Origin of the sequence: Methylomonas rivi (assembly GCF_024505165.1) — a bacterium.
Lineage (GTDB): Bacteria > Pseudomonadota > Gammaproteobacteria > Methylococcales > Methylomonadaceae > Methylomonas > Methylomonas rivi.
Genome location: NZ_JANIBK010000045.1, coordinates 1 through 20,934 on the forward strand (window position 1 = coordinate 1; position 20,934 = coordinate 20,934).

Consider the following 20,934-nt stretch of genomic DNA (forward strand, 5'->3'; position numbering starts at 1 on the left):
GGGCAGGCGTTTCATTTATAAAGAGTTTGGACGCTTATGATTTCAAGTGCTGCGGAAATTAGCTTAAAAGACGGACGCCTGGACGACGCGCTGGCGCAATTACAGGATCAGGTGCGTAAAAGTCCGGATGTGGCGAAGCACCGGGTGTTTTTGTTTCAGCTACTGGCGCTTAACGGGCAGTGGGATCGGGCGCTTAATCAGCTCAATGTCTGCGGTAATTTGGACAATGCGAATTTGGCGATGGTGCAAACCTATCGGGAAGCCATTCGTTGCGAATTACTCCGCGAGAAAGTTTTTAAGGGTGAAACTTCGCCTTTGGTATTCGGCGAGCCCGAACAATGGATTGCGCTATTGATTGAGGCGTGCAAGTTGTCGGCGCAATCCAGCTTTACCCAAGCGGGAGAGTTGCGCGATCAGGCTTTCGAGCAGGCGCCAACCTCGTCCGGCAGTTTTAATGGCGAGGCGTTCGAATGGATTGCCGACTCGGATAGCCGGCTTGGGCCGGTTACGGAAGCGATTGTCAATGGCCGTTATTACTGGATTCCCTTTAATCGGATCGCCAAAATAGAGATAGAAGCCCCGGCCGATCTGCGGGATTTGGTCTGGCTGCCGGCCCAATTTACCTGGACTAATGGCGGTGCTGCGTTCGGTTTAATTCCTTCCCGCTACCCAGATAGCGAAAACGCCGAGGACGCCGCGTTGCGATTGGCGCGTAAAACCGAATGGCGGGAGCCCGGGGCCGGTCATTACTTCGGTTTGGGGCAGCGTATTTTGATAACCGACAATGGCGAACATGCTTTATTGGATACTCGAGAATTAATTTTTAATTCCGCAACTGTCGAATAAAAATGGCGGAGCTTGTTGCTAAAGAGCGTCTGCAGCCATCCTTGTTGGACCGGCTGACCGACTATGCACCGACTGAAAAGTCCGAATCGCGCGAGCAGCGTGTCATGTCCTACCGGCAACTGCGGCAAAGCGTTTTAAGAGATATCAGCTGGCTGTTAAACACCACGGCTTTTGAAGCCCTGGAAGACTTGTCCTCCGCGCCTTACGTGGCGCGCTCCGTCATTAACTACGGCATACCGGCACTATCCGGTACCAACTTCAGCAGCGTCGACGCCGGTAATTTAGAGCGCAAATTAAAACAAGCCATCGTCGATTTCGAGCCCAGGATTTTAGCGGATTCGCTTAGGATCGAAATCATCGTTGCCAGCGAACAAATGAGCCAGAACTCGCTGTCTTTCAAAATCGAGGGCGATTTATGGGCTCAACCCTTGCCGGTACACCTGTTTATCCGTAGCGATTTGGATCTGGAGACCGGCGAAGTTACGGTTAAGGAAGTAGGCGGTTAGCCATGGATCCGCGTCTGCTTCATTACTATAACCGCGAACTGCAGCATGTACGCGAAGTCGGTGCCGAGTTTGCCAGCGAATTTCCCAAAATTGCCGCCCGCTTAGGTCTGGATGCCTTCGAATGCTCCGATCCTTACGTCGAACGCTTATTCGAAGGCTTTGCCTTTATGGCGGCCCGGGTTCAGTTAAAAGTCGACGCCGAATTCCCCAACTTTACCCAACATCTGTTGGAAATCATCTACCCGCATTATTTGGCCGCTACGCCGTCGATGACCGTGGTCGAATTTAAACCCGATTTGACGGAAGAAAGTCTGGCGGAAGGTTTTTTGATAGGCAAGGGCAGCACGTTACGCAGCCAAATCGCCAAGGGCGAACAAACGGCATGCGAATATCAAACCGCATATCCCTTGCAACTGTGGCCGTTGGAAATCGGCCAGGTGGAATATTTGCCGTCTTTAGCGGCTGTTTCCAGTTGCGGCCTAGCCGATCCCAAGCACTTGCACAATGTTAAAGGCGCTATCCGTATCGTTTTACGTTGTACGGCCGGCGTGCGTTTTAACCAACTGGCGCTGGAGACCTTGCCGCTGTTTTTACGCGGCATCGGGGCGACGCCTTATCGCGTGTATGAGCAGTTATTGGCCAACTCCAAAGCCCTGGCTTGCAAATTCAATAACGGTACGCAAGTCCAGGTTAAATTTTCCGGCGGAAAACATGTGCGTGGCTTGGGCTTCGAAAAAGACGAAGCCATGCTCCGGCAAACCCCGCGTTCCTTCGATGGCTATCGAATTTTGCAGGAATATTTTGCCTTCCCCGAGCGTTTTTTGTTCGCCGAATTATCCGGGCTGTCGTCTTTAATTGCCGATTGTCAAACCGATGAGCTAGAGTTGTTCGTCTTGTTGGACCGCAGCGATGCGCAACTGATTAACGCGTTGGATAAAGCCAATCTGGCCTTGTTCTGCGTGCCGGCCATTAATTTATTCCCTAAGCGCACCGACCGCTTGCACGTGGATCACCGCCAGTCGGAATATCATGTGCTGGTAGACCGCACCCGGCCGATGGATTACGAAGTTTTCAGCGTCGAGCATGTGGCGGGCTTCGGCGAAGACCGTAATGAACAAACCTTTTTGCCGTTTTACGGCTCGAAAAGCGTCTATCAGAATCAATCCGAAACCGCCTATTACATACTGAGGCGGCAAAAACGCATTTTGTCGTCCAAACAACGCCGCAAGGGTATGCGTTCCAGCTATATCGGCAGCGAATGTTTTATTTCCATAGTCGATACCGAGCAAGCCCCCTATTCGCCGCGAATCAACCAATTGGGCCTGGAAACGCTTTGCACCAACCGCGATTTGCCGATGGTGATGCCGGTAGGTTTGGGCGATACCGATTTTAGCCTGCAAATCAGCGCACCGGTAAAGTCGATCCGCTGTATTGCCGGCCCTACCCGGCCTTTACCCGCAGCCTATGCCGGCGAAAGCGTTTGGCGGTTAATTAATCACCTGTCTTTGAATTATTTATCGTTGATCGATAGCGATCCTAAGCAGGGGGCCGCAGCCTTACGCGAATTATTAAGTCTGTATGCCGATAATCGCGAGCCCACCATCAAAAAGCAAATCGAAGGGGTTATCTCGGTCAATGCCAAGAATGTGGTCAGGCGCATCGATTCCAAAGGACCCATGGTGTTCGGACGCGGCTTGGAGATTACGGTTTTGCTGGACGAATCCGCCTTTGAAGGCGGCGGCTATTTCCTGATGGGTACGGTTTTGGACCAGTTTTTTACCCGCTACGTATCCATTAATTCATTTATCGAAACAGTCATCCGCACCACGGATCGCGGAGAGGTGGCACGATGGCCGACCCGAATCGGACGCCGACACACGTTTTGATCGGCGAGTTGGAACAGGCCGCGTACCGTTTCGATTTTTTTGAAACGTTACGCTGGCTTGAAGCGTTGAACGCCGACAAACCCCGGCTGGGAACGGCCGTTAAGCTGAGCGAGGATCCAGTCCGTTTGTCTCAAGAGCCCGAATTGCAATTTCCGGCCTCGGCATTAGCGGCTTGCCATGTGGGGGGCTCCGGAGTACCCAGACTGGCCGTCAACTTTTTGGGGTTATTCGGTCCCAACGGCCCCTTGCCCTTGCATTTGACCGAATATGCCAGAGAGCGCTTAAGGAACCATCACGATCCGACCTTGGCGCGGTTCGCCGACATTTTTCACCACCGGATGATCGGTTTATTTTACCGGGCTTGGGCCAATACCCGGCCGACAGTCAGCTACGACAGGCCGCAAGCGGACAGGTTCGGCTTTTATGTCGGTTCGCTGCTGGGTTTGGGGGGCGAGGCTTTTCGGCGCCGCGATGCGCTGGATGACAGGGCCAAATTTTATTACGCCGGACATTTTTCCAACCAGACCAAATCACCGGACAGTTTGCAGGCGATTATTGCCGACATTTTATCGATCCAGGTCCGCATAGAAGAATTTATTGGCGAATGGATGGAGATTCAGCCTAGCGATCACAGCCGTCTGGGCTATGCGCCGGAATTGGCCACCTTGGGGCAGTCGGCATTATTGGGGGCTTTTGTCTGGGGCTGCCAGCATAAATTCAGAATCGTACTGGGGCCGTTGAAATTGGTCCAGTATCTGGCCTTGTTGCCGGGAGCGGCGGGCTTGGCCAAATTGGCCGCCACGGTGCGCAATTTTCTGGGCGACGAATTGGTTTGGGATGCTCAGCTGATTCTTCACAAACATGAAGTGCCGGCGGAATTGAGTTTGGGCGTGCCCGCCAAGGCTGTTCGATCCAGTATGAACGGTGAAGCAAGATTGGGGTGGAGTATGTGGCTGGGACCGCGGCCGAGTCCGTGCGATGCCGACGATTTAACCCTCAATCCGTTCTTTGCCGCCGGTAAAACATAATTTTATTCATTCAATACAACCACCAATAGGATAAAAGCGATGGCAGAAATTAGCCGAGTCAAACTGTTTGGAAAATTAAACCGGGTCTGCTACAAGGCTATCGAGGGCGCGACCGTGTTTTGCAAACTCAGGGGCAATCCTTATGTTGAGCTGGTGCACTGGTTAAATCAATTGCTGCAATTGCCGGACTCGGATTTGCACCGCATCATCAAACAATACAGCCTGGACGGCTCCCGTCTGGCCAAGGATGTCACCGATGCGCTGGAACGCTTGCCGCGCGGTTCCACCGCTATTTCCGATTTCTCGCCGCATATCGAGGAATCGGTTGAACGGGGCTGGGTATACGGCACCCTGATGTTCGGCGAAAGCCAGGTGCGCACAGGTTATTTATTGGTGGGTTTGGTGAAAACCAAATCGCTGCGCAATGAATTAGTGGGCATTTCCAAGGAATTCGAAAAGATCAAGCCCGACTCGTTGTCGGACGAATTAGCGCGGATTGTTGCGGGTTCGCCCGAAGACGGCTTGGCGGCGACCGACGGATTTCAATCCGGCGCCACGCCCGGCGAAGCCAGCGGCGCGATGGCGCCGGCCGCCATGGGCAAACAGGAAGCTTTGAAACAATTTACCGTCGACCTGACCGAACAAGCCCGCACCGGCAAAATCGACCCCATCGTCGGCCGCGATGAGGAGATACGGCAACTGATCGATATTCTGATGCGCCGCCGGCAGAACAACCCGATACTCACCGGCGAGGCCGGGGTCGGTAAAACCGCTGTCGTGGAGGGCTTTGCCTTAAAAATCGTCGCCGGCGACGTGCCGCCGTCTTTGCGGGATGTCAGTTTGCGCACGCTGGACGTTGGTTTGCTGCAAGCCGGCGCCAGCATGAAAGGCGAGTTCGAGAACCGCTTGCGGCAAGTGATTGAAGAAGTGCAATCGTCGCCGAAACCGATCATTCTGTTTATCGACGAGGCCCATACCCTGGTGGGCGCCGGCGGCGCGGCCGGTACCGGCGATGCCGCCAATCTGTTGAAACCGGTCTTGGCGCGCGGCACCCTCAGAACCGTTGCGGCAACCACCTGGGCGGAATACAAGAAACATATCGAAAAAGACCCGGCCCTGACCCGCCGTTTCCAGGTGGTGCAGGTGTTGGAGCCCAGCGAAGAAAAAGCCATACGCATGATGCGCGGCGTGGTATCGGTACAGGAGAAGCACCACCAAGTCTTGATACTGGACGAAGCTCTGGAAGCGGCCGTAAAACTGTCGCATCGCTATATTCCCGCCAGGCAATTACCGGATAAAGCCGTCAGCTTGCTGGATACGGCTTGCGCCCGGGTGGGCATCAGCCAGCATGCGGTGCCGCCGGCGGTCGACGATTGCCGCAAACGCATCGATGCCCTGGATACCGAGTTGGCCATTATCGGCCGCGAGAAAACCGTGGGTATCGAAGTAGCCGGCCGCGAACAGGAGGCGACCGAAAAGCTCGAAGTCGAAAAATCCCGTCTGGCGGAACTGGAAAGCCGTTGGGAAACCGAAAAAGGTTTGGTCGAAAAAATTCTCGGTTTACGCGCCAAGCTCAGAGCGGCGGGGCATGCCGTCGACGAAGCGGCCAAGCCGACAGATGCAAGCGCGGACACTACGGCACAACCGGCCAGTGAATCGATCGAGGACAAGCAGGCCTTGCTGGAAGAGTTAAGGGCGTTGCAAGCCGAACTGCACGCGTTCCAGGGTGAATCGCCGTTGATCTTGCCGACCGTGGATCATCAGGCCGTGGCGGCGGTGGTGCAGGATTGGACCGGTATTCCGGTCGGACGGATGGTGAAAAACGAAATCGAAACGGTGCTGAAGCTGGCCGACAATCTGGAACAGCGCATCATCGGCCAACGCCATGCATTGGAAATGATCGCCCGGCGGATTCAAACCTCGCGGGCCGGGCTCGACAACCCCAACAAACCCATCGGCGTGTTCATGCTGGCCGGTACCTCCGGGGTGGGTAAAACCGAAACTGCGTTGGCGTTGGCCGAAGCCTTGTACGGCGGCGAACAAAACGTTATTACCATCAACATGAGCGAATATCAGGAAGCGCATACCGTTTCCACCTTGAAGGGCGCGCCTCCAGGCTATGTCGGTTACGGCGAGGGCGGGGTGTTGACCGAAGCCGTGCGCCGCCGGCCCTACAGCGTGGTGCTGCTGGACGAAGTGGAAAAAGCCCATCCGGACGTGCATGAAATCTTCTTCCAGGTGTTCGACAAAGGCTGGATGGAAGACGGCGAAGGTCGGGTCATCGATTTTAAAAATACCCTGATTTTGCTGACCACCAACGCCGGCACCGATTTGATCGCCGGCCTTTGCAGCGATCCGGAATTGATGCCCGATCCGGAAGGCATATCCAAGGCCTTGCGCGAGCCCTTGTTAAAAGTGTTCCCGCCCGCCTTGCTGGGCCGCTTGGTGGTGATTCCGTACTATCCGCTCAACGACGAAATGATTGGCGCCATCGCCCGCCTGCAACTTGGCCGTATCAAAAAACGCATCGCCGAAAGCCACAAAGTGCCGTTCACCTACGACGACGAAGTCATCAAATTGATCGCCAGCCGTTGTACCGAACTGGAAAGCGGCGGACGGATGATAGACGCGATTTTGACCAATACCGTATTGCCGAAAATCAGCGAGGAGTTTTTGGTCCGCATGGTGGAAGGCAAGCCGATCGAACGAGTGCATGTCACCGTGCAGGACGGGGAGTTCGGATATGGGTTTGAATAACAACACATTTGCCCTGTCCAGTGCTAGAGCAACAAAACGCAGCATGGTTTCGAACCAAGCGATATTTCTTTTATGAAGGAGGTTGTAAATGGCCATAACTCTTAATGTTCCATTCGTAACGCAATTGGATATCGGCGGGACTGGACGCGACGATCCCACCGGTTGCTGGTATGCCAGCGCCTGTATGGTCGGATTCTATTTTGAGGCCGGTCCGCGCCAAGGTCTACCAGAGCTTTTCAAGAAAGCTTTGGCGGACGGATTGGCCGGGCACTATGCGACAGGCTCTGCTGAAGCCAATACGCTCTGTGCGAATCACCATGATCTGTTGGCTGCTCGGGAGCAACTGGAGCCTGTTGCGAATTGCGCAACAGCGCATGTGTATACCACGGCTGAGATTGAAACCTTGCTTCGTGAGCGGGGGCCGATTTTTTTATATTGGATGAAGACTCATGGCGGCCAAACATACGGACATGCGTCAGTCATCATCGGTGTGGACGGCAGCGATATTTTTTACCATGATCCGGAAAAAGCACCAAACTCGAAGATGTCTATTGGGCAGCTGCATACAGTAAGGCAGCAATGGAAATACGCGTTGATGCAAAGAAAAAAAGCCTAGCCAATTAATTATAAGGAGTGCCGACTCTAAATACAGCTACTGCAATTTAGATTAACCAGTGAGGTGGATTGGCAAAGCAATAAACCACGAACGAAACTCGTATAACTGGGGTAATAACTCTGAGTAGAGTGAAGTTAAATCAAAGATTTTTTGCTCCGGATTCCTCTTGAAAAGAATGGTGCGATGGGGAATCTAGGCATGGAATTAAACAAAAGTCGTAAGAGGTTTTTGCGATAACAAAACGCAACCTTGGTAAAAGGTTAGTGGATAACTTATTCATCTTATTGTTTTAATTTATTAAATCGGGGGCTATATGCCTGGCACAAATGCAGAAAAATTAGAGCGGGCAACACAGGCATTGTTATTGGCAGCCGCTAACGGACAATTGGTCGTATGGGGGAAATTTAATAAAGATACCCGGCAATATGATGATTGGAGGGTTACCTTGGCCGGCACGACTTATTTTATAGTTCGATTTGGGTATGAAGAAGATAACTTGAAATACGAGTTACACGTGCATGGCGGTACGAAATTTAAAATAAATGATAGCAACCATGAAGCAAAGGTATGTGGGGAGAATTTAAAAGGGTCTCAGAAGTTTTTAAGTAGCGAACATTGGCAGCAGATTAAAAAAGCCGTTAAAAGTCTTGTAGGACAAGGTTAAACCACTAAATGCCAACACGTAGCCTAGCAAGTAACCGAGTTAAACAAGGCGAAATCTGGGCTGTCCTCATTCGCGAAGTGCCTTGAGTTGGGGAATATTGAATTCATTGTTGGGGAATAAAAATGGACCGGCCACGTTATTCGTTTTTTCGCTTATGTTAATGATTTAACTGGTTAATTTGGAGTTTGATAATGAGTAAGTTTACACCCGTTTATGCCAAGGCTAAGGATGTATTGACTAAACAAAAGTTTGCCGAACCGGATTGGGACAAATATCTGACCCAAACTTGCCCAATAGCCTTGATGTTCGGCGATTCCGGGTTTGATGCCGGACGCGCCGATTTACCGGCAAAATTGCGTAAAAAAATTCACGACGATGCCAAGCATACGAACGCTGTTGCGGTGTTCTTTTTAGGGGGCGGGCCGGGCGAAGTTATTTGTAACGCGGCACAGAATAAGCTTTCGCCTGGTAATTGGACTGAACGGGCGGCGGCTTTGAAGATGGTTAAGCATGTTTACCACGCGCATAAAAAAGGTGGGCAGGATGTTTGGGTTTATTCGCCTCCTAAGAAACACAACAAGGATGTGTTTACCGAATTAGCGGGATGCAACGAAAAAACGGCAACTTCCAAGTTGGGCGACGAAACAGAGATATTTAGCGACGAAGAGCGCGGGTTAATGTGCGATGCGTTGGGTTTGTCGCTCAAAATAGCCATGGATGCGCAGATAAAGGTTGATGCTAAAGGCGAAGATACCAAAAAGATCATCAAGCGCTGGTTTTTAGACGAAACTTGCGGCGATACTGAAATGAACGACGCGATTAGCAAGCTCTCCGCCGGCATCAAAAAAATCTGCGCCGCATGTAATTCAACAAGTCTGGTTTTTACCGACTACTTGGATTGGCGCAAGCAGCGGAACGATTATTTTGGTGCTGCGTTTCGAGGTGGAGAAGGCGGCGGATTTCCGGTGATTTATTTGGAAGGCGCTTTTACCCGGCTGAAAGGCAACAGCGGAAAACTTTGGCTTTGCGCGGAAACCATTCTGCATGAATTGTCTCATCACGAGGTGAGTACGCAAGATCACCGGTATGACAGTTCTGGGCTGAAGCCGGATAAAGCCAAGCTACCCTTCGCCAAAACAATAGACAACGCGGATAGTTGGGGATATTTCATGCTGGACTTGGCGGGCTATTTATCGGCTTCCGACCTGGCAAATACCTGGAAATAATTCTGCACCAAGCAAGTGTAGCCAATCGAATATCAGCGAGGGCAATAAGCATGACCAATCAAGATATATTAATGGCAAAAAGGGTGGGGCCTAAGGATGTGCCGGCCGTGACAATCAAAGACCTGCGTTTTGAAGCGATACATTGGGGGAAGGATAGAGGGCTTGCTCAAAATGGAGGGTATATCGCCGCATTCGATAAAACCAGCGGAGAGGAGTTATGGACGCTTAAGATTTACGATATTGTCTATGACTCCGATCTTGAATCCGATGTGCAGGATTTGTTCATCAAGTCCATGAAAAAGAGTTGGTTCGGCAATAAGCTAAAAATCACCGACGAGCGTGGACGCCAATATACGGTTGATACGAATACGCGGACGGTGGTTTCGGATTAAGCGCTACGGGAATGAGGTTTGGCATGAGCTTAGGTATGTTGATGCGCGTGGTTTGTATATTGTATGTGGTAGCGCTCGGAATGGAAGGCGCATTGGCCGACCCGTCTTCGCCAAACCAAAACGATGAGCCGGGTAGTGGCGGTTTAACGGCTAAGCGTTTGGGGCCGTCGGAAATCGATCCGGTCGTGATCGGTAACGTTCGGTATGAAGTGATCCACTGGGGCAAGGAACGCGGCTTAAGACAGAATGGTGGGTATATTGCTGCTTTTGATACGGCCAATAATAAAGAGCTATGGCTGTTGAAGGTCTATGACGTTGCCTATGATCCCGATCTGGAAAGCGATGTTCAAGACGTTTTTATTGTGTCCATGTCCAAAGGTTTTTTTAGTGGAAAGCTCCATATCAAGGACGAGAAGGGGCGAAACTTTATCGTCGATCCTGATACGCGCGGTATAGAGCAGGAGTGAATAGATATTGCCGGACGGGGAGATAATTTAAAGCATGGGCCAGCCAAATAAAAACTTGAATAATATTCAACCGGTTAAACAGGAAATGAGCCTGGACGAAGCATTCCGGTTTGCCGTGCATTTGCACCAAGCCAATCAGTTGCAGAGTGCGGAAATAATTTACCGGCAATTGCTGGATATTTTGCCCAACGATGCGGATTTATTGCATTTCTTCGGTATGCTGAGAAATCAACTGGGGTTTGCCGAGGAAGGAGCCGAGTGGATAAGAAAGGCTTTGCAGGCGGCGCCGGACTATATCGATGCCGAAAATAGCCTGGGCAACATTTATTTGCAGATCGGACAGCCCGAACAGGCCGAGCGGTGTTTTCGCCGCACGATAGAACTTAATCCGCGGTTTGCCCCCGCTTGCGCCAATCTCGGTATTGCCTTGAAAGAAATGGGGCGAGCCCAAGAAGCGGAAGACTTTTTGTTGAAGGCTATTGGTTATGAGCCGGATGTTGCCCACCATTACCAGAATTTGGGTAATGTCTATCGCAATTTAAGTCGCTACGACGAAGCGGTGGCGATGTATGAAAAAGCGATACGCATGCATCCGGCCGACGCCATGGCCTATCAGCGCTTGACCCGCACCTTTTATCTGATGGGGAAGTTGGATTGTTGTGTCGAAGTTTTGAAACAATGGCTGGATTTCGACCCGGACAACCCCACGGCGCAGCACCTGCTGGCGGCCTATACCCGTAATGAAATGCCGGTCCGGGCCAGCGACGAATATGTGCGGGAAACCTTCGACCGTTTTGCCGCCAGTTTCGATAACATCTTAAAAACGCTCGATTATCAAGCGCCCGCACTGGTGCATAAGGCATTGCAACAGATTAAACCGGAGCAGGCTTCTTGGGCACTGTTGGACGCGGGTTGCGGTACCGGGCTATGCGGGGTGCTGGTCAGGCCGTTGGTTAAGCTATTGGCCGGTGTCGATTTGTCCGCCAAAATGCTGGTTAAGGCGCAGGCTAGAAAAGTATACGATGAATTATATGAAGCGGAATTGACTGCGCATTTCTTACAAACTTCGATGTTATTCGATGCGATTACCTGCGTGGATACGTTTTGCTATTTCGGCGATCTAGCGCCGGCGGTGATTGCCTCGGTATCGGCATTGCAGCCTAACGGTTGGTTTATTTTTACGGTGGAAAAGCTGGAGCCGGCCGGGGCGGAGACGGATTTTCGCTTAAATGTACAAGGCCGGTACGCCCATTCCGAAACCTATGTTCGGCGTACTCTACAGGATGCCGGTTACCGTATCGATCGCATCGATACCGCCGTGTTACGAAACGAATTTATTGAGCCGGTGCTTGGTTTGGTTGTCACCGCACAACTGCCGGCATAATCGGAGCTTGCCCAAAAACCGGATAGGCGTCCGGCGGAGCCTGCGGAGAACAAGCCGTTTTTTCTAACGCGCGCGAAGCCTTGCGTCGCCCGGGTCCATAAAGAAAACCCCTTTCTCGTTCCGTTAGGGAGGGGCGCCGAACACTGCCAAATACTGATGCCTCGGCTGGCAGGCCGGCTGACAAAAATGGCATTGAGCGGAGTTATAAAACAGGCGAAAAATATGTAAGATTTTGATTGAAAATAAAAATTAACTTTATGGCTTGTTACGTGCTTAATGGTTGAGGTGTCCGGCATTTTCTGGTTGCCGGAAATCTTAGACTATTCATACGGAGCAAGACATTGAACTGGTTGAAACGGAACCCCTTATTAGTGCCATTGTTAGCATTGGCGGTTGTTATGGGCGATGCCCAGGCAGCGGTATTGATCGACGATTTTACAACGGCGCAATCTGTCCTGAACGGTACTACGGGTCCGGTGGCTGTTACGGGAACTCAGTTGAATAATTTGACCCGTACCATAACCGCCAACGCATCCCCGGATGACGCTGAAACCGAGGTACGTATAAAGAACGGTTTTTTGAATATCTTGAACGATAGCGATTCCACCGGAACCGCCAGTATTTTCTACAGTTTCGATGACATAAATTTGACGTCCATGGCCGATGGTTTTTTGTTCAATATCGACTTTATCGATTTGAGTTCGGAAATTGAGTTGATTGCCAATGGAACGTCAGTATTCGGTTTCGCCAATCTGGGCGGCCACAGCCTATATGGAATCGGATTTGCCCAATTCTCAAGTCCCGATGCCTTTAACAATCTGACCAGTTTGCGGCTTAATGTTCGCGGCGCTCAAAGCTGGGATGCCCGCTTCGGTCCGTTGACGGCGGCTAGCAACAGCGTGCCCGAGCCTTCAACGCTTTTCCTGCTGACGTTGGGCTTGGCGGCTTTAGGTCGATCGAGGTTCTGCCGTGTTGTAATGAACGCCGCGAAGCTGGCGGATTAACGATAAAACAATCTCACAGGACGAAAAATGCGTAATCGAATGTTGCAAACTCTGGCTATATGCTGGGTATTGGTCTACGGCTTTACCGGTCAAGTGGTTTTTGCCGGTGTCTTGACCCTGGATGATTTTTCCCAATATCAGCGTCTCAATGACGAAGGAGACGAGCCGGGCGCAACCAGCGACACTGTAACGGTGCTTACCGGTACCGGCTTATCGAATGTTTCCCGCACTTTTATTGGCGAAGCCACTACCAGCGATTCGGGGTCGAAAATTACTATCAAGTCGCAAAACGGGCTGTTGAAAATCGACAATGGTCCCGCATCGGCAGGGCAGGCCTCTATCCTATGGAACTTCGATCCGGTTGATTTAACGAAATTCGGTACGGGACTTCTGTTGGAAGTTTCCAGAATTGACTTGAATGTTAGCGCCGAGATTATTGTTAACGGCGTTGCCGGTTCGGGCGCTAAAACGTTTACCGGCGTAGACGATTTTCTGGTCCATTTCGATGATTTTTCCAATAGCGATGTATTTTCCAGCATCAGCAGTTTACGTCTGAATTTCAGCGGGCCATTGGCGTGGGACGGGCAATTTAGATTGCTGCTGGACGGAACGAGGCGCGCAACCGTCACCTCTGTGCCACTACCCACCGCTTATCTTTTGATGGGATCAGCGTTGCTAGGCTTGATCGGCGTTTCCCGGAAAAAAACGGTTTAAGGCGGCCATACCAGTAGTTGTGTATGTGTCGGTTATACGGAGACCGGGCCAGGGGCTCGAGTCAACTTAGCCTGCAAACGGAGCCGGTTAACCCTTCAATGCAGACTGGAGGCCTTCATAATTGAAGGCCTTTTTTGTTGTGTCTGGCGGTGCTTTAGCTATAAATAACCCGCTCGGAACCATTGATAGGTACTATTTCACCCAGACTAAAGACCGTTTCGCCTTGTTGCGCCAGACAGGCCAGGGCGGCGGCTTCATCGGCGGCGTCGACACAAACAATCATGCCGACGCCGCAGTTAAAGGTAAGCAGCATGTCGGCTAAGGTCACGTTGCCTTGTTGTTGCAGCCAAGCGAATATGTCCGGCAATTGCCAAGTTGCCAGTTTGATCTCGGCACTCAAGTTTTCCGGCAAAACGCGCGGCAGGTTTTCGGTGATACCGCCGCCGGTAATATGGGCCATGGCATGCACATCGACTTTTCTGAGTAATTCCAATAGCGGTTTTACGTAAATCCGGGTGGGGGTCAGCAGGGTTTGGCCCAATGGCTTGCCGTTAACGGAATCGGTTAATGCCAAACCACTACGTTCGATGATTTTACGAATCAAGGAATAGCCGTTGGAATGCGGGCCGGAAGAGGCAATGCCGATCAATTTATCGCCGGCTTTGACTTTGCTGCCGTCGATGATGCGGTCTTTTTCCACGATACCGACACAAAAGCCGGCCAAATCGTAATCGCCATTGCTATACATGCCGGGCATTTCCGCGGTTTCGCCGCCCACCAGCGCTGCTCCCGCTTGCTCGCAACCTTGGCCTATGCCTTCTATGACGGCTGCGGCAGTATCGACATCCAGTTTGCCGGTGGCGAAATAGTCCAGAAAAAACAGCGGTTCGGCGCCTTGTACGATGATGTCGTTGACGCACATGGCGACCAGGTCTATACCTATCGTGTTGTGCAGGTCCAGGTCCAGCGCCAGTTTCAATTTGGTGCCGACGCCATCGGTGCCGGAAACCAAAACCGGGTTTTTGTAACGGTCCAGGGGGAGTTCGAATAGCGAACCGAAGCCCCCGAGTCCGGCCATCACACCGGCGTTGCGGGTTTTGGCCGCGATAGGTTTGATGCGGTCGACTAACGCATTGCCGGCTGCAATGTCGACGCCCGCGCTCTTATAATTTAGGCTATCGTGCTGATCTGCGCTCAATGTGGGCCTCTTGCTAAAGTTAAGGTTGAATCAACCGATATTGTACTATAGTTCCAATTCATACACCGTCAGGGTAGGCTGTAAACGATGATTTTTACAAAGGGAAAACAAGCGTGTTTGCCGGTATTTTTACTAGCTTGCCTGACCGTGGCGCCGGTGCGGGCTGTAGAAGTCAAAGGCTTGTATGAAATTGAATTAATTGCCAACAGCCAGTCGGCCGCCGATAGGGAGCAAGCGATCAAACAGGCTTTATACGGGGTATTGAACAGGGTGTTGGTGGCGGATGACATTGCCAAAATCCCTGCGGTGCAAGAAGTTCTCAACGGCGCCCAACATTACGTCAAACAATTTCAATATTCTTTAATCGCCGCCGACGAATATTCCGCCGGCGACGCCCGCTTAATCCGGGTGGAGTTCGATGAAGACCAGTTATTGGAAGTCATGCGCAAAAGCCAGGTCGGGATTTGGAGCGAAATCCGGCCGGATACATTGGTCTGGCTGGTTGTGGATGAAGACGGCAAACGGCAGTTTTATAACCCCGAGACTATGCCAGATTTTGAAAGCGCGTTGGCACTGGCTGCCAAAATTAAGGGGGTGCCGGTCATATTTCCAATGCTCGATCTGGAGGAACAGCAACGGATTTCAGTCAGCGAGGTATTGGGGGCGGATTCCAGAAATTTGCTGGCTGTGTCCGCGCGCTACGAAGTGCCGGCGGTCATGGCCGGTAGGGTCACCGGAAAAGGCCAATGCTGGCAGGGCGACTGGGCTTTTTATTTCGACAATAAAATCAAGCAATGGAGTAGCGACTGCCTACCTTTAAAAGCGGCCATGCAGGAAGGCATGCGCGGGGCTTATAACGTGTTATCTGGTTATTACGGGGTTAAGCCCAAGCCGGAGTAATCGGCTGGAGTAGCGAGATAAGGCGGTCCGGCGGGCGGTTGGGGGGAAAGGCCGGCAGCAAAGCGGCCTTTCCGGGCTATCCTCAAACCTTAGGCATTTGCCGCAGTTTTTCCACCACTTTGTCGCCGAATTCGACAGTGCTGATCATGGTCACGCCGCTGCCGGGTTTGGATAGGTCGGCGGTGGAATAACCGTCGGCAAACACGCCCTGCATCGCCGCCCAGACGTTTTTAGCTTCCGCTTCCATATCAAAACTGTTTTCCAGCATCATTGCTACCGAACCTATCATCGAATACGGATTGGCGATGTTTTTGCCGGCGATGTCCGGCGCCGAACCGTGCGAGGGCTCGTAATAAGCTTTATCGGGACCGATACAAGCAGAAGGCATCAAGCCCAACGAGCCCAAGATACCGCCGCCCTGGTCGCTGAGGATGTCGCCGAACATGTTTTCCATCACCATCACGTCGAACTGGGTCGGTTTCAGGCACAGCGCGGTGGCGGCGGCATCGACCAACATGTTGACGACTTGCACGTCGGGATATTCTTTCGCCACTTCTTCCATCACTTCATTCCACAGCACGCTGGATTTCAGCACGTTGCTTTTATGAATATTGTGCAGCAATTTCCGGCGTTTACTGGCCAGTTTAAAGGCTTGCTGCATGATTTGATAAATTTGCGCTTCGTCGTATTCCAGGGTTTCGCGCACATAGCGTAAACCGGCATCGTTGACGCCCATTTCTTTCTCGCCGAAATACAGGCCTCCGACCAGTTCGCGGACGATGACTAAATCAATGCCTTCGCCGATGACTTCCGCTTTTAATGGCGAAAAATGCGCCAGGGATTTTGGCAGCGACACCGGACGAAAGTTGGCATAGGTGTTGTAACGCCGACGTAGCGGCAACAGCGCGCCGCGTTCGGGTTGTTCGTCGATGGGAATGCGTTTGGAGTCTTCGTGGCTCAAACCGATCGGGCCTTTCAAAATGGCATCGGCTTCGTCGCAAATGGCTTTGGTTTGATGCGGAAAAGCCGAGCCGGATTCGAAATACGCGCAAGCGCCGAATGCGGCGGGCAGCAATTCGAATGTGACGTCGTTACGTTCTTCGATGACTTTTAACACCTTAACGGCTTCTTGCGTGATTTCAGGGCCGATGCCGTCGCCGGCCAATATTGCGATTTTATAATGCTTCATTTGTATGCTTGTTTCTTTAATGGATTGGACATTTTAAACCTGTCATTTTACTTTACTTTGAACCTCCTGCGTTGCCGGAAAACAAACCCGCGACCTTTTACGCCCCGGAACGAAAAAGGCCTTGCGTTGCCAAGCGCCCGTCATTTAAGCGAAAATGTCCAGCTTAGCTTAAAGATTGGTCAATCATGAATATTCCACATTTATCCGCCGCCGCGGCTAGCAGAAAGATAGAGCTGATGGACACTACCCTGCGAGACGGCGAGCAGACCCAGGGCGTGGCGTTTACGCCGATGGAAAAGGTTAGCATCGCCAAGGCCTTGCTGCAGTTTTTGCGGGTCGACCGCATCGAAGTGGCCTCGGCGCGGGTTTCGGAGGGCGAAAAAGAAGCCGTCAGCCAGATTAATCGATGGGCGGCCGAAGAGGGGTTTGCCGAGCGTGTCGAAGTGCTGGGTTTTGTCGATCATACCCGTAGCGTGGATTGGATCAAATCCACCGGCGGCAGGGTGATCAACCTGTTGGCCAAGGGAAGCGAGAAACACTGCCGGGAACAGTTGGGGAAAACCCTGGAGCAACACTGCGCCGATGTGCTGCAAACCATAGGTTATGCCCACGAACAGGGCCTGAAAATCAATCTGTATCTGGAAGACTGGTCGAACGGCTATAAGGACAGTCCGGAGTATGTGTACGGCTTTATGAATAAGGTGCAACACAGCCCGGTGAGTCATTTCATGCTACCGGATACCTTGGGGGTGATGGCGCCGGATGAGGTGTTCGGCAGCCTCGGCGACATGTGCCGGCGTTATCCGGAGCTGCATTTCGATTTCCATCCGCATAACGATTACGGCCTGGCCACCGCCAATGTGATGGCGGCGGTGCGCGCGGGCGTCAGCGCGGTGCATTGCACCATCAACTGCCTGGGCGAGCGGGCCGGCAATGCCTCCTTGGCCGAAGTGGCGGTGGTATTGCGGGATAAAATGGGCATGGAGCTGGCTATAGACGAAAGCCATTTGGTGCGCATCAGCGACATGGTGGAAAATTTTTCCGGCAAACGCATTGCCGCCAACGCGCCGATAGTCGGCGCCGACGTGTTTACCCAGACCGCCGGTATCCATGCCGATGGCGATCAAAAAGGCGGTTTATATAAAACCAAGTTGGGGCCGGAACGCTTTTCGCGTACCCGCAGTTATGCGCTGGGCAAAATGAGCGGCAAGGCTTCGCTGAAAAAAAACTTGGAACAATTGGAGTTGGATCTTTCCGAAGAGGATCAAAAAAAAGTGTTGGCGCGCATCGTCAGTATCGGCGACGCCAAACAAACCATTACTACCGACGATCTGCCGTTTATCATCGCCGACGTATTGGAAAGCAAAAGTTACCAGCACATCAAATTGTTGGCTTGCGCCATCAACAGCGGCATGGATTTGCAATCCACCGTCAGCCTGCGCGTCGATGTGAAAGGCGAGAAGCATCAGGCCACCGGGGCCGGTAGCGGCGGCTTCGATGCGTTTATCGACGCTATCGGTAAGGTTCTTTCCCATTACGGTTACACTTTGCCCGCTCTGGCCGATTATGAAATTCGCATTCCCAAGGGCGGTCACGCCAGCGCGTTGACCGAATGCGTGATTACCTGGGATTGCGGCAATGAGTTGCGCAAAACGCGCGGCGTGCATGTCAACCAGGTGTTTGCCGGGATACAGGCAGCAATCAAGCTTATCAATATTCAACTGCATGAAATGGCTGCAATCCATTAGCGTTTATCCGCCGCTCGCTTTCAAGATTGTTTTCAATAGAAGAATAATCTATCAACCGCAAGTATATTTGGTAACATCAAGGCTCATTATCCTTTGACCTTGAGGCGCCAAAATGGGAAATATATCAACCGTCACGCTCGATGCCGATGCGATTAAAATCCAGGAAGCCCGGCATCATGATCCCTTCTCGGTTTTGGGTCGTCACCCGCAAGGTCAATTTGTAAAAATCAAACTCTATTTGCCCTACGCGGAAACCGTCGGTTTTGCAAACGGCGGACCGGAAATTCCGCGCTTGCCCGGCACCGACTTTTTCGAATACCTGGCCAAGCCCGGCGATTTATTCGGCCATTACCAACTGGACTGGGTCGATAAGGACGGCGGCAAACATGGTGGTTATGACCCGTACGATTTCGGCGTACAGCTGCCGGATTTCGATAGACAGTTATTCGCCGAAGGCAAACACTGGCATGCTTACCGGAAGATGGGCGCGCACCTGCACAGTGTCGATAATATTCCCGGCGTCTTGTTTACCGTGTGGGCGCCCAACGCCGGCCGCGTCAGCGTCGTCGGCGACTTCAACCGCTGGGACGGCCGCTGCCATCCGATGCGCAGCTTGGGCGGTAGCGGTATTTGGGAGTTGTTTTATCCCGGCCTGGATGCGGGTTGTCTGTACAAGTTCGAGATATTGAACCGCGATAGCGGCCAAGTGCTGACCAAAACCGACCCCTACGGCCAGCAATTCGAATTGCGGCCCAAAACCTCGTCGATAGTAGTGCGGGAAGCAAGCTACCGGTGGAATGATCAAGCCTGGATGGACGGCCGGGGCGGGCATGACTGGCTGCATGAGCCGATGTCGATCTACGAAGTGCATTTGGGTTCATGGAAACAGGATGCGGAAGGCAATTTTTTAAGCTATCGCGAGCAAGCCGTCCAACTGGTCGATTATGTCAAAGGCCTTGGCTTTAGCCATATCGAATTAATGCCGGTCACCGAGCATCCCTTGGACGCATCCTGGGGTTACCAGACCACCGGTTATTTCGCCCCCACCAGCCGCTTTGGCGCGCCGGACGATTTCCGTTTTTTCATCGATACCTGCCATCAAAACCACATCGGCGTAATACTGGACTGGGTGCCGGCGCATTTTCCTAAAGACGAATTTGCTCTGGCCCGTTTCGATGGTACGCCGTTGTATGAGCACGAAGATCCGCGCAAGGGCGAACACCGCGACTGGGGTACCTTGATCTACAACTACGGCCGCAACGAGGTAAAAAACTTTCTGCTCTCCAGCGCGATTTTCTGGCTGGAGGAATTTCATCTGGACGGCTTGCGAGTCGACGCGGTGGCGTCCATGCTGTACCTGGATTATTCCCGCGAAGACGGCGAATGGATACCGAATCAATACGGCGGCAACGAAAATCTGGAGGCCATCGATTTTTTCAGGGAATTGAATTCGGTTACTCATCAGCAGCATCCGGGCACGGTGATGATGGCGGAAGAATCCACCGCCTGGCCGGGCGTGACCCGGCCCACCTGGGTGGGCGGTTTGGGTTTTTCGATGAAATGGAACATGGGCTGGATGAACGACATCCTCGAGTACATGCAGGAAGACCCCATCCACAGACGCTACCATCACGATAAATTAACCTTCGGCATGCTGTACGCCTTTACCGAAAATTTCACCTTGCCCTTTTCGCACGACGAAGTGGTGCACGGCAAAGGCGCCATGGTGAATAAAATGCCGGGCGACGAATGGCAGCGTTTCGCCAATCTGCGGCTGCTGTACACCATGATGTTCACCTATCCGGGCAAAAAACTGTTGTTCATGGGCTGCGAGTTCGGCCAGGGTAGCCAGTGGGATTTCAGCCGCCAACTGGACTGGTATGTGCTTGATTACCCGCACCACAAAGGCTTGCAAATGCTGGTGAAAGACTTAAATGCCGTCTACCAGGCCCATCCTGCTTTGTATAAGCACGATTTCGATCATCAAGGCTTCGACTGGATAGATTGCCACGACGCCGAGCAATCCGTGATCAGCTACCGGCGCAAGGACGGTCCGGACGAATTGGTCGTGGTACTCAACTTTACTCCGGTGGTCAGGGAGCAATATCGCATCGGCGTGCCGCTCGAGGGCGACTATCAAGAAATTTTCAATTCCGATGCCGATATCTACGACGGTAGCAATGTGTTCAATACATCAATCGCTGCCGATCCCATCCCCTGGATGAATCTGCCGTACTCCATTAGTTTGCGATTGCCACCGCTGGGTGGCGTCGTACTCAAACCGAAACAGAGTGATAAGGTAGTAAAAAATACAAAACTCCCGGTTTGAACCGTGGACTTTCAAAACCAACGTAGGGTGGGCAGAGTCGATTTTGACCGAATTCGGCAATGAATGATCGAATTAATGGT

Annotated in this window: 18 protein-coding genes; 16 read left to right on the plus strand and 2 right to left on the minus strand. The window is 52.2% G+C overall.

Translation table 11 applies throughout. The features are described from left to right. Positions 1-36 precede the first annotated feature (36 nt). The 13 genes from NP596_RS10275 to NP596_RS10335 all read left to right on the plus strand — a co-directional run bounded on the left by NP596_RS10275 (position 37) and on the right by NP596_RS10335 (position 13,490). Positions 37-846, plus strand: coding sequence for a type VI secretion system accessory protein TagJ (locus NP596_RS10275; RefSeq protein ID WP_256615262.1), 810 nt, complete (start codon positions 37-39; stop codon positions 844-846). 2 nt (positions 847-848) lie between these two features. After that, complete coding sequence (tssE, locus tag NP596_RS10280) at positions 849-1,352, plus strand: type VI secretion system baseplate subunit TssE (RefSeq protein ID WP_256615263.1); 504 nt, start codon at positions 849-851, stop codon at positions 1,350-1,352. 2 nt (positions 1,353-1,354) lie between these two features. After that, on the plus strand, positions 1,355-3,238 hold the full coding sequence (gene tssF, locus NP596_RS10285; protein ID WP_256615264.1) for a type VI secretion system baseplate subunit TssF: 1,884 nt from the start codon (positions 1,355-1,357) through the stop codon (positions 3,236-3,238). Further along, positions 3,202-4,266, plus strand: a complete 1,065-nt coding sequence (tssG, locus tag NP596_RS10290) for a type VI secretion system baseplate subunit TssG (protein ID WP_256615265.1) — start codon at positions 3,202-3,204, stop codon at positions 4,264-4,266. Before tssF ends, tssG begins: the two co-directional genes overlap by 37 nt. A 39-nt stretch (positions 4,267-4,305) precedes the next feature. Further along, positions 4,306-7,023, plus strand: a complete 2,718-nt coding sequence (tssH, locus tag NP596_RS10295; protein WP_256615266.1) for a type VI secretion system ATPase TssH — start codon at positions 4,306-4,308, stop codon at positions 7,021-7,023. A gap of 88 nt (positions 7,024-7,111) precedes the next feature. After that, positions 7,112-7,639, plus strand: a complete 528-nt coding sequence (locus NP596_RS10300) for a papain-like cysteine protease family protein (protein ID WP_256615267.1) — start codon at positions 7,112-7,114, stop codon at positions 7,637-7,639. A gap of 313 nt (positions 7,640-7,952) precedes the next feature. Next, positions 7,953-8,303, plus strand: a complete 351-nt coding sequence (locus NP596_RS10305) for a hypothetical protein (protein WP_256615268.1) — start codon at positions 7,953-7,955, stop codon at positions 8,301-8,303. 191 nt (positions 8,304-8,494) lie between these two features. After that, positions 8,495-9,529 carry a M35 family metalloendopeptidase gene (locus tag NP596_RS10310; protein ID WP_256615269.1) on the plus strand — a complete coding sequence of 345 codons (1,035 nt, stop codon included), beginning with the start codon at positions 8,495-8,497 and terminating at the stop codon, positions 9,527-9,529. Positions 9,530-9,579: 50 nt separating this feature from the next. Beyond that, positions 9,580-9,921 carry a hypothetical protein gene (locus tag NP596_RS10315; protein ID WP_256615270.1) on the plus strand — a complete coding sequence of 114 codons (342 nt, stop codon included), beginning with the start codon at positions 9,580-9,582 and terminating at the stop codon, positions 9,919-9,921. Positions 9,922-9,944: 23 nt separating this feature from the next. Next, a complete protein-coding gene (locus NP596_RS10320) occupies positions 9,945-10,388 on the plus strand; it encodes a hypothetical protein (protein ID WP_256615271.1) in 444 nt (147 codons plus the stop codon). Between the two features lie 55 nt (positions 10,389-10,443). After that, a complete protein-coding gene (locus tag NP596_RS10325) occupies positions 10,444-11,772 on the plus strand; it encodes a tetratricopeptide repeat protein (protein WP_256615272.1) in 1,329 nt (442 codons plus the stop codon). Between the two features lie 341 nt (positions 11,773-12,113). Then, positions 12,114-12,776: a PEP-CTERM sorting domain-containing protein gene (locus NP596_RS10330; RefSeq protein ID WP_256615273.1), complete on the plus strand. Its 663-nt coding sequence runs from the start codon at positions 12,114-12,116 to the stop codon at positions 12,774-12,776. Positions 12,777-12,887: 111 nt separating this feature from the next. After that, positions 12,888-13,490 carry a hypothetical protein gene (locus tag NP596_RS10335; protein ID WP_256615274.1) on the plus strand — a complete coding sequence of 201 codons (603 nt, stop codon included), beginning with the start codon at positions 12,888-12,890 and terminating at the stop codon, positions 13,488-13,490. Between the two features lie 154 nt (positions 13,491-13,644). Here NP596_RS10335 and purM read toward each other — a convergent pair whose 3' ends face one another. Next, the gene (purM, locus tag NP596_RS10340; RefSeq protein ID WP_256615275.1) at positions 13,645-14,688 is read right to left on the minus strand and encodes a phosphoribosylformylglycinamidine cyclo-ligase; all 1,044 of its coding nucleotides are present in this window, start codon (positions 14,686-14,688) and stop codon (positions 13,645-13,647) included. A gap of 87 nt (positions 14,689-14,775) precedes the next feature. Between purM and NP596_RS10345 the strand changes: the two genes are divergently transcribed. Beyond that, positions 14,776-15,588 carry a DUF2066 domain-containing protein gene (locus NP596_RS10345; RefSeq protein WP_256615276.1) on the plus strand — a complete coding sequence of 271 codons (813 nt, stop codon included), beginning with the start codon at positions 14,776-14,778 and terminating at the stop codon, positions 15,586-15,588. 82 nt (positions 15,589-15,670) lie between these two features. Here the strand turns inward: NP596_RS10345 and leuB are convergent, their stop codons facing one another. Then, complete coding sequence (gene leuB / locus NP596_RS10350) at positions 15,671-16,777, minus strand: 3-isopropylmalate dehydrogenase (RefSeq protein ID WP_256615277.1); 1,107 nt, start codon at positions 16,775-16,777, stop codon at positions 15,671-15,673. Positions 16,778-16,962: 185 nt separating this feature from the next. Here leuB and NP596_RS10355 point away from each other — a divergent pair, with 185 nt between their 5' ends. Together NP596_RS10355 and glgB are read left to right on the plus strand one after the other, a co-directional pair. Beyond that, positions 16,963-18,525: a hydroxymethylglutaryl-CoA lyase-like TIM-barrel protein gene (locus NP596_RS10355; RefSeq protein WP_256615278.1), complete on the plus strand. Its 1,563-nt coding sequence runs from the start codon at positions 16,963-16,965 to the stop codon at positions 18,523-18,525. Between the two features lie 112 nt (positions 18,526-18,637). Next, positions 18,638-20,854 carry a 1,4-alpha-glucan branching protein GlgB gene (glgB, locus tag NP596_RS10360; protein WP_256615279.1) on the plus strand — a complete coding sequence of 739 codons (2,217 nt, stop codon included), beginning with the start codon at positions 18,638-18,640 and terminating at the stop codon, positions 20,852-20,854. Positions 20,855-20,934 lie beyond the last annotated feature (80 nt).

What these genes read in the sequence shown, in the direction of transcription:
- NP596_RS10275 (WP_256615262.1), top strand. Translation starts at nt 37, where the DNA reads ATGATTTCAAGTGCTGCGGAAATTAGCTTAAAAGACGGACGCCTGGAC.
- tssE (WP_256615263.1), top strand. Translation starts at nt 849, where the DNA reads ATGGCGGAGCTTGTTGCTAAAGAGCGTCTGCAGCCATCCTTGTTGGAC.
- tssF (WP_256615264.1), top strand. Translation starts at nt 1,355, where the DNA reads ATGGATCCGCGTCTGCTTCATTACTATAACCGCGAACTGCAGCATGTA.
- tssG (WP_256615265.1), top strand. Translation starts at nt 3,202, where the DNA reads ATGGCCGACCCGAATCGGACGCCGACACACGTTTTGATCGGCGAGTTG.
- tssH (WP_256615266.1), top strand. Translation starts at nt 4,306, where the DNA reads ATGGCAGAAATTAGCCGAGTCAAACTGTTTGGAAAATTAAACCGGGTC.
- NP596_RS10300 (WP_256615267.1), top strand. Translation starts at nt 7,112, where the DNA reads ATGGCCATAACTCTTAATGTTCCATTCGTAACGCAATTGGATATCGGC.
- NP596_RS10305 (WP_256615268.1), top strand. Translation starts at nt 7,953, where the DNA reads ATGCCTGGCACAAATGCAGAAAAATTAGAGCGGGCAACACAGGCATTG.
- NP596_RS10310 (WP_256615269.1), top strand. Translation starts at nt 8,495, where the DNA reads ATGAGTAAGTTTACACCCGTTTATGCCAAGGCTAAGGATGTATTGACT.
- NP596_RS10315 (WP_256615270.1), top strand. Translation starts at nt 9,580, where the DNA reads ATGACCAATCAAGATATATTAATGGCAAAAAGGGTGGGGCCTAAGGAT.
- NP596_RS10320 (WP_256615271.1), top strand. Translation starts at nt 9,945, where the DNA reads ATGAGCTTAGGTATGTTGATGCGCGTGGTTTGTATATTGTATGTGGTA.
- NP596_RS10345 (WP_256615276.1), top strand. Translation starts at nt 14,776, where the DNA reads ATGATTTTTACAAAGGGAAAACAAGCGTGTTTGCCGGTATTTTTACTA.
- leuB (WP_256615277.1), bottom strand. Translation starts at nt 16,777, where the DNA reads ATGAAGCATTATAAAATCGCAATATTGGCCGGCGACGGCATCGGCCCT.
- NP596_RS10355 (WP_256615278.1), top strand. Translation starts at nt 16,963, where the DNA reads ATGAATATTCCACATTTATCCGCCGCCGCGGCTAGCAGAAAGATAGAG.
- glgB (WP_256615279.1), top strand. Translation starts at nt 18,638, where the DNA reads ATGGGAAATATATCAACCGTCACGCTCGATGCCGATGCGATTAAAATC.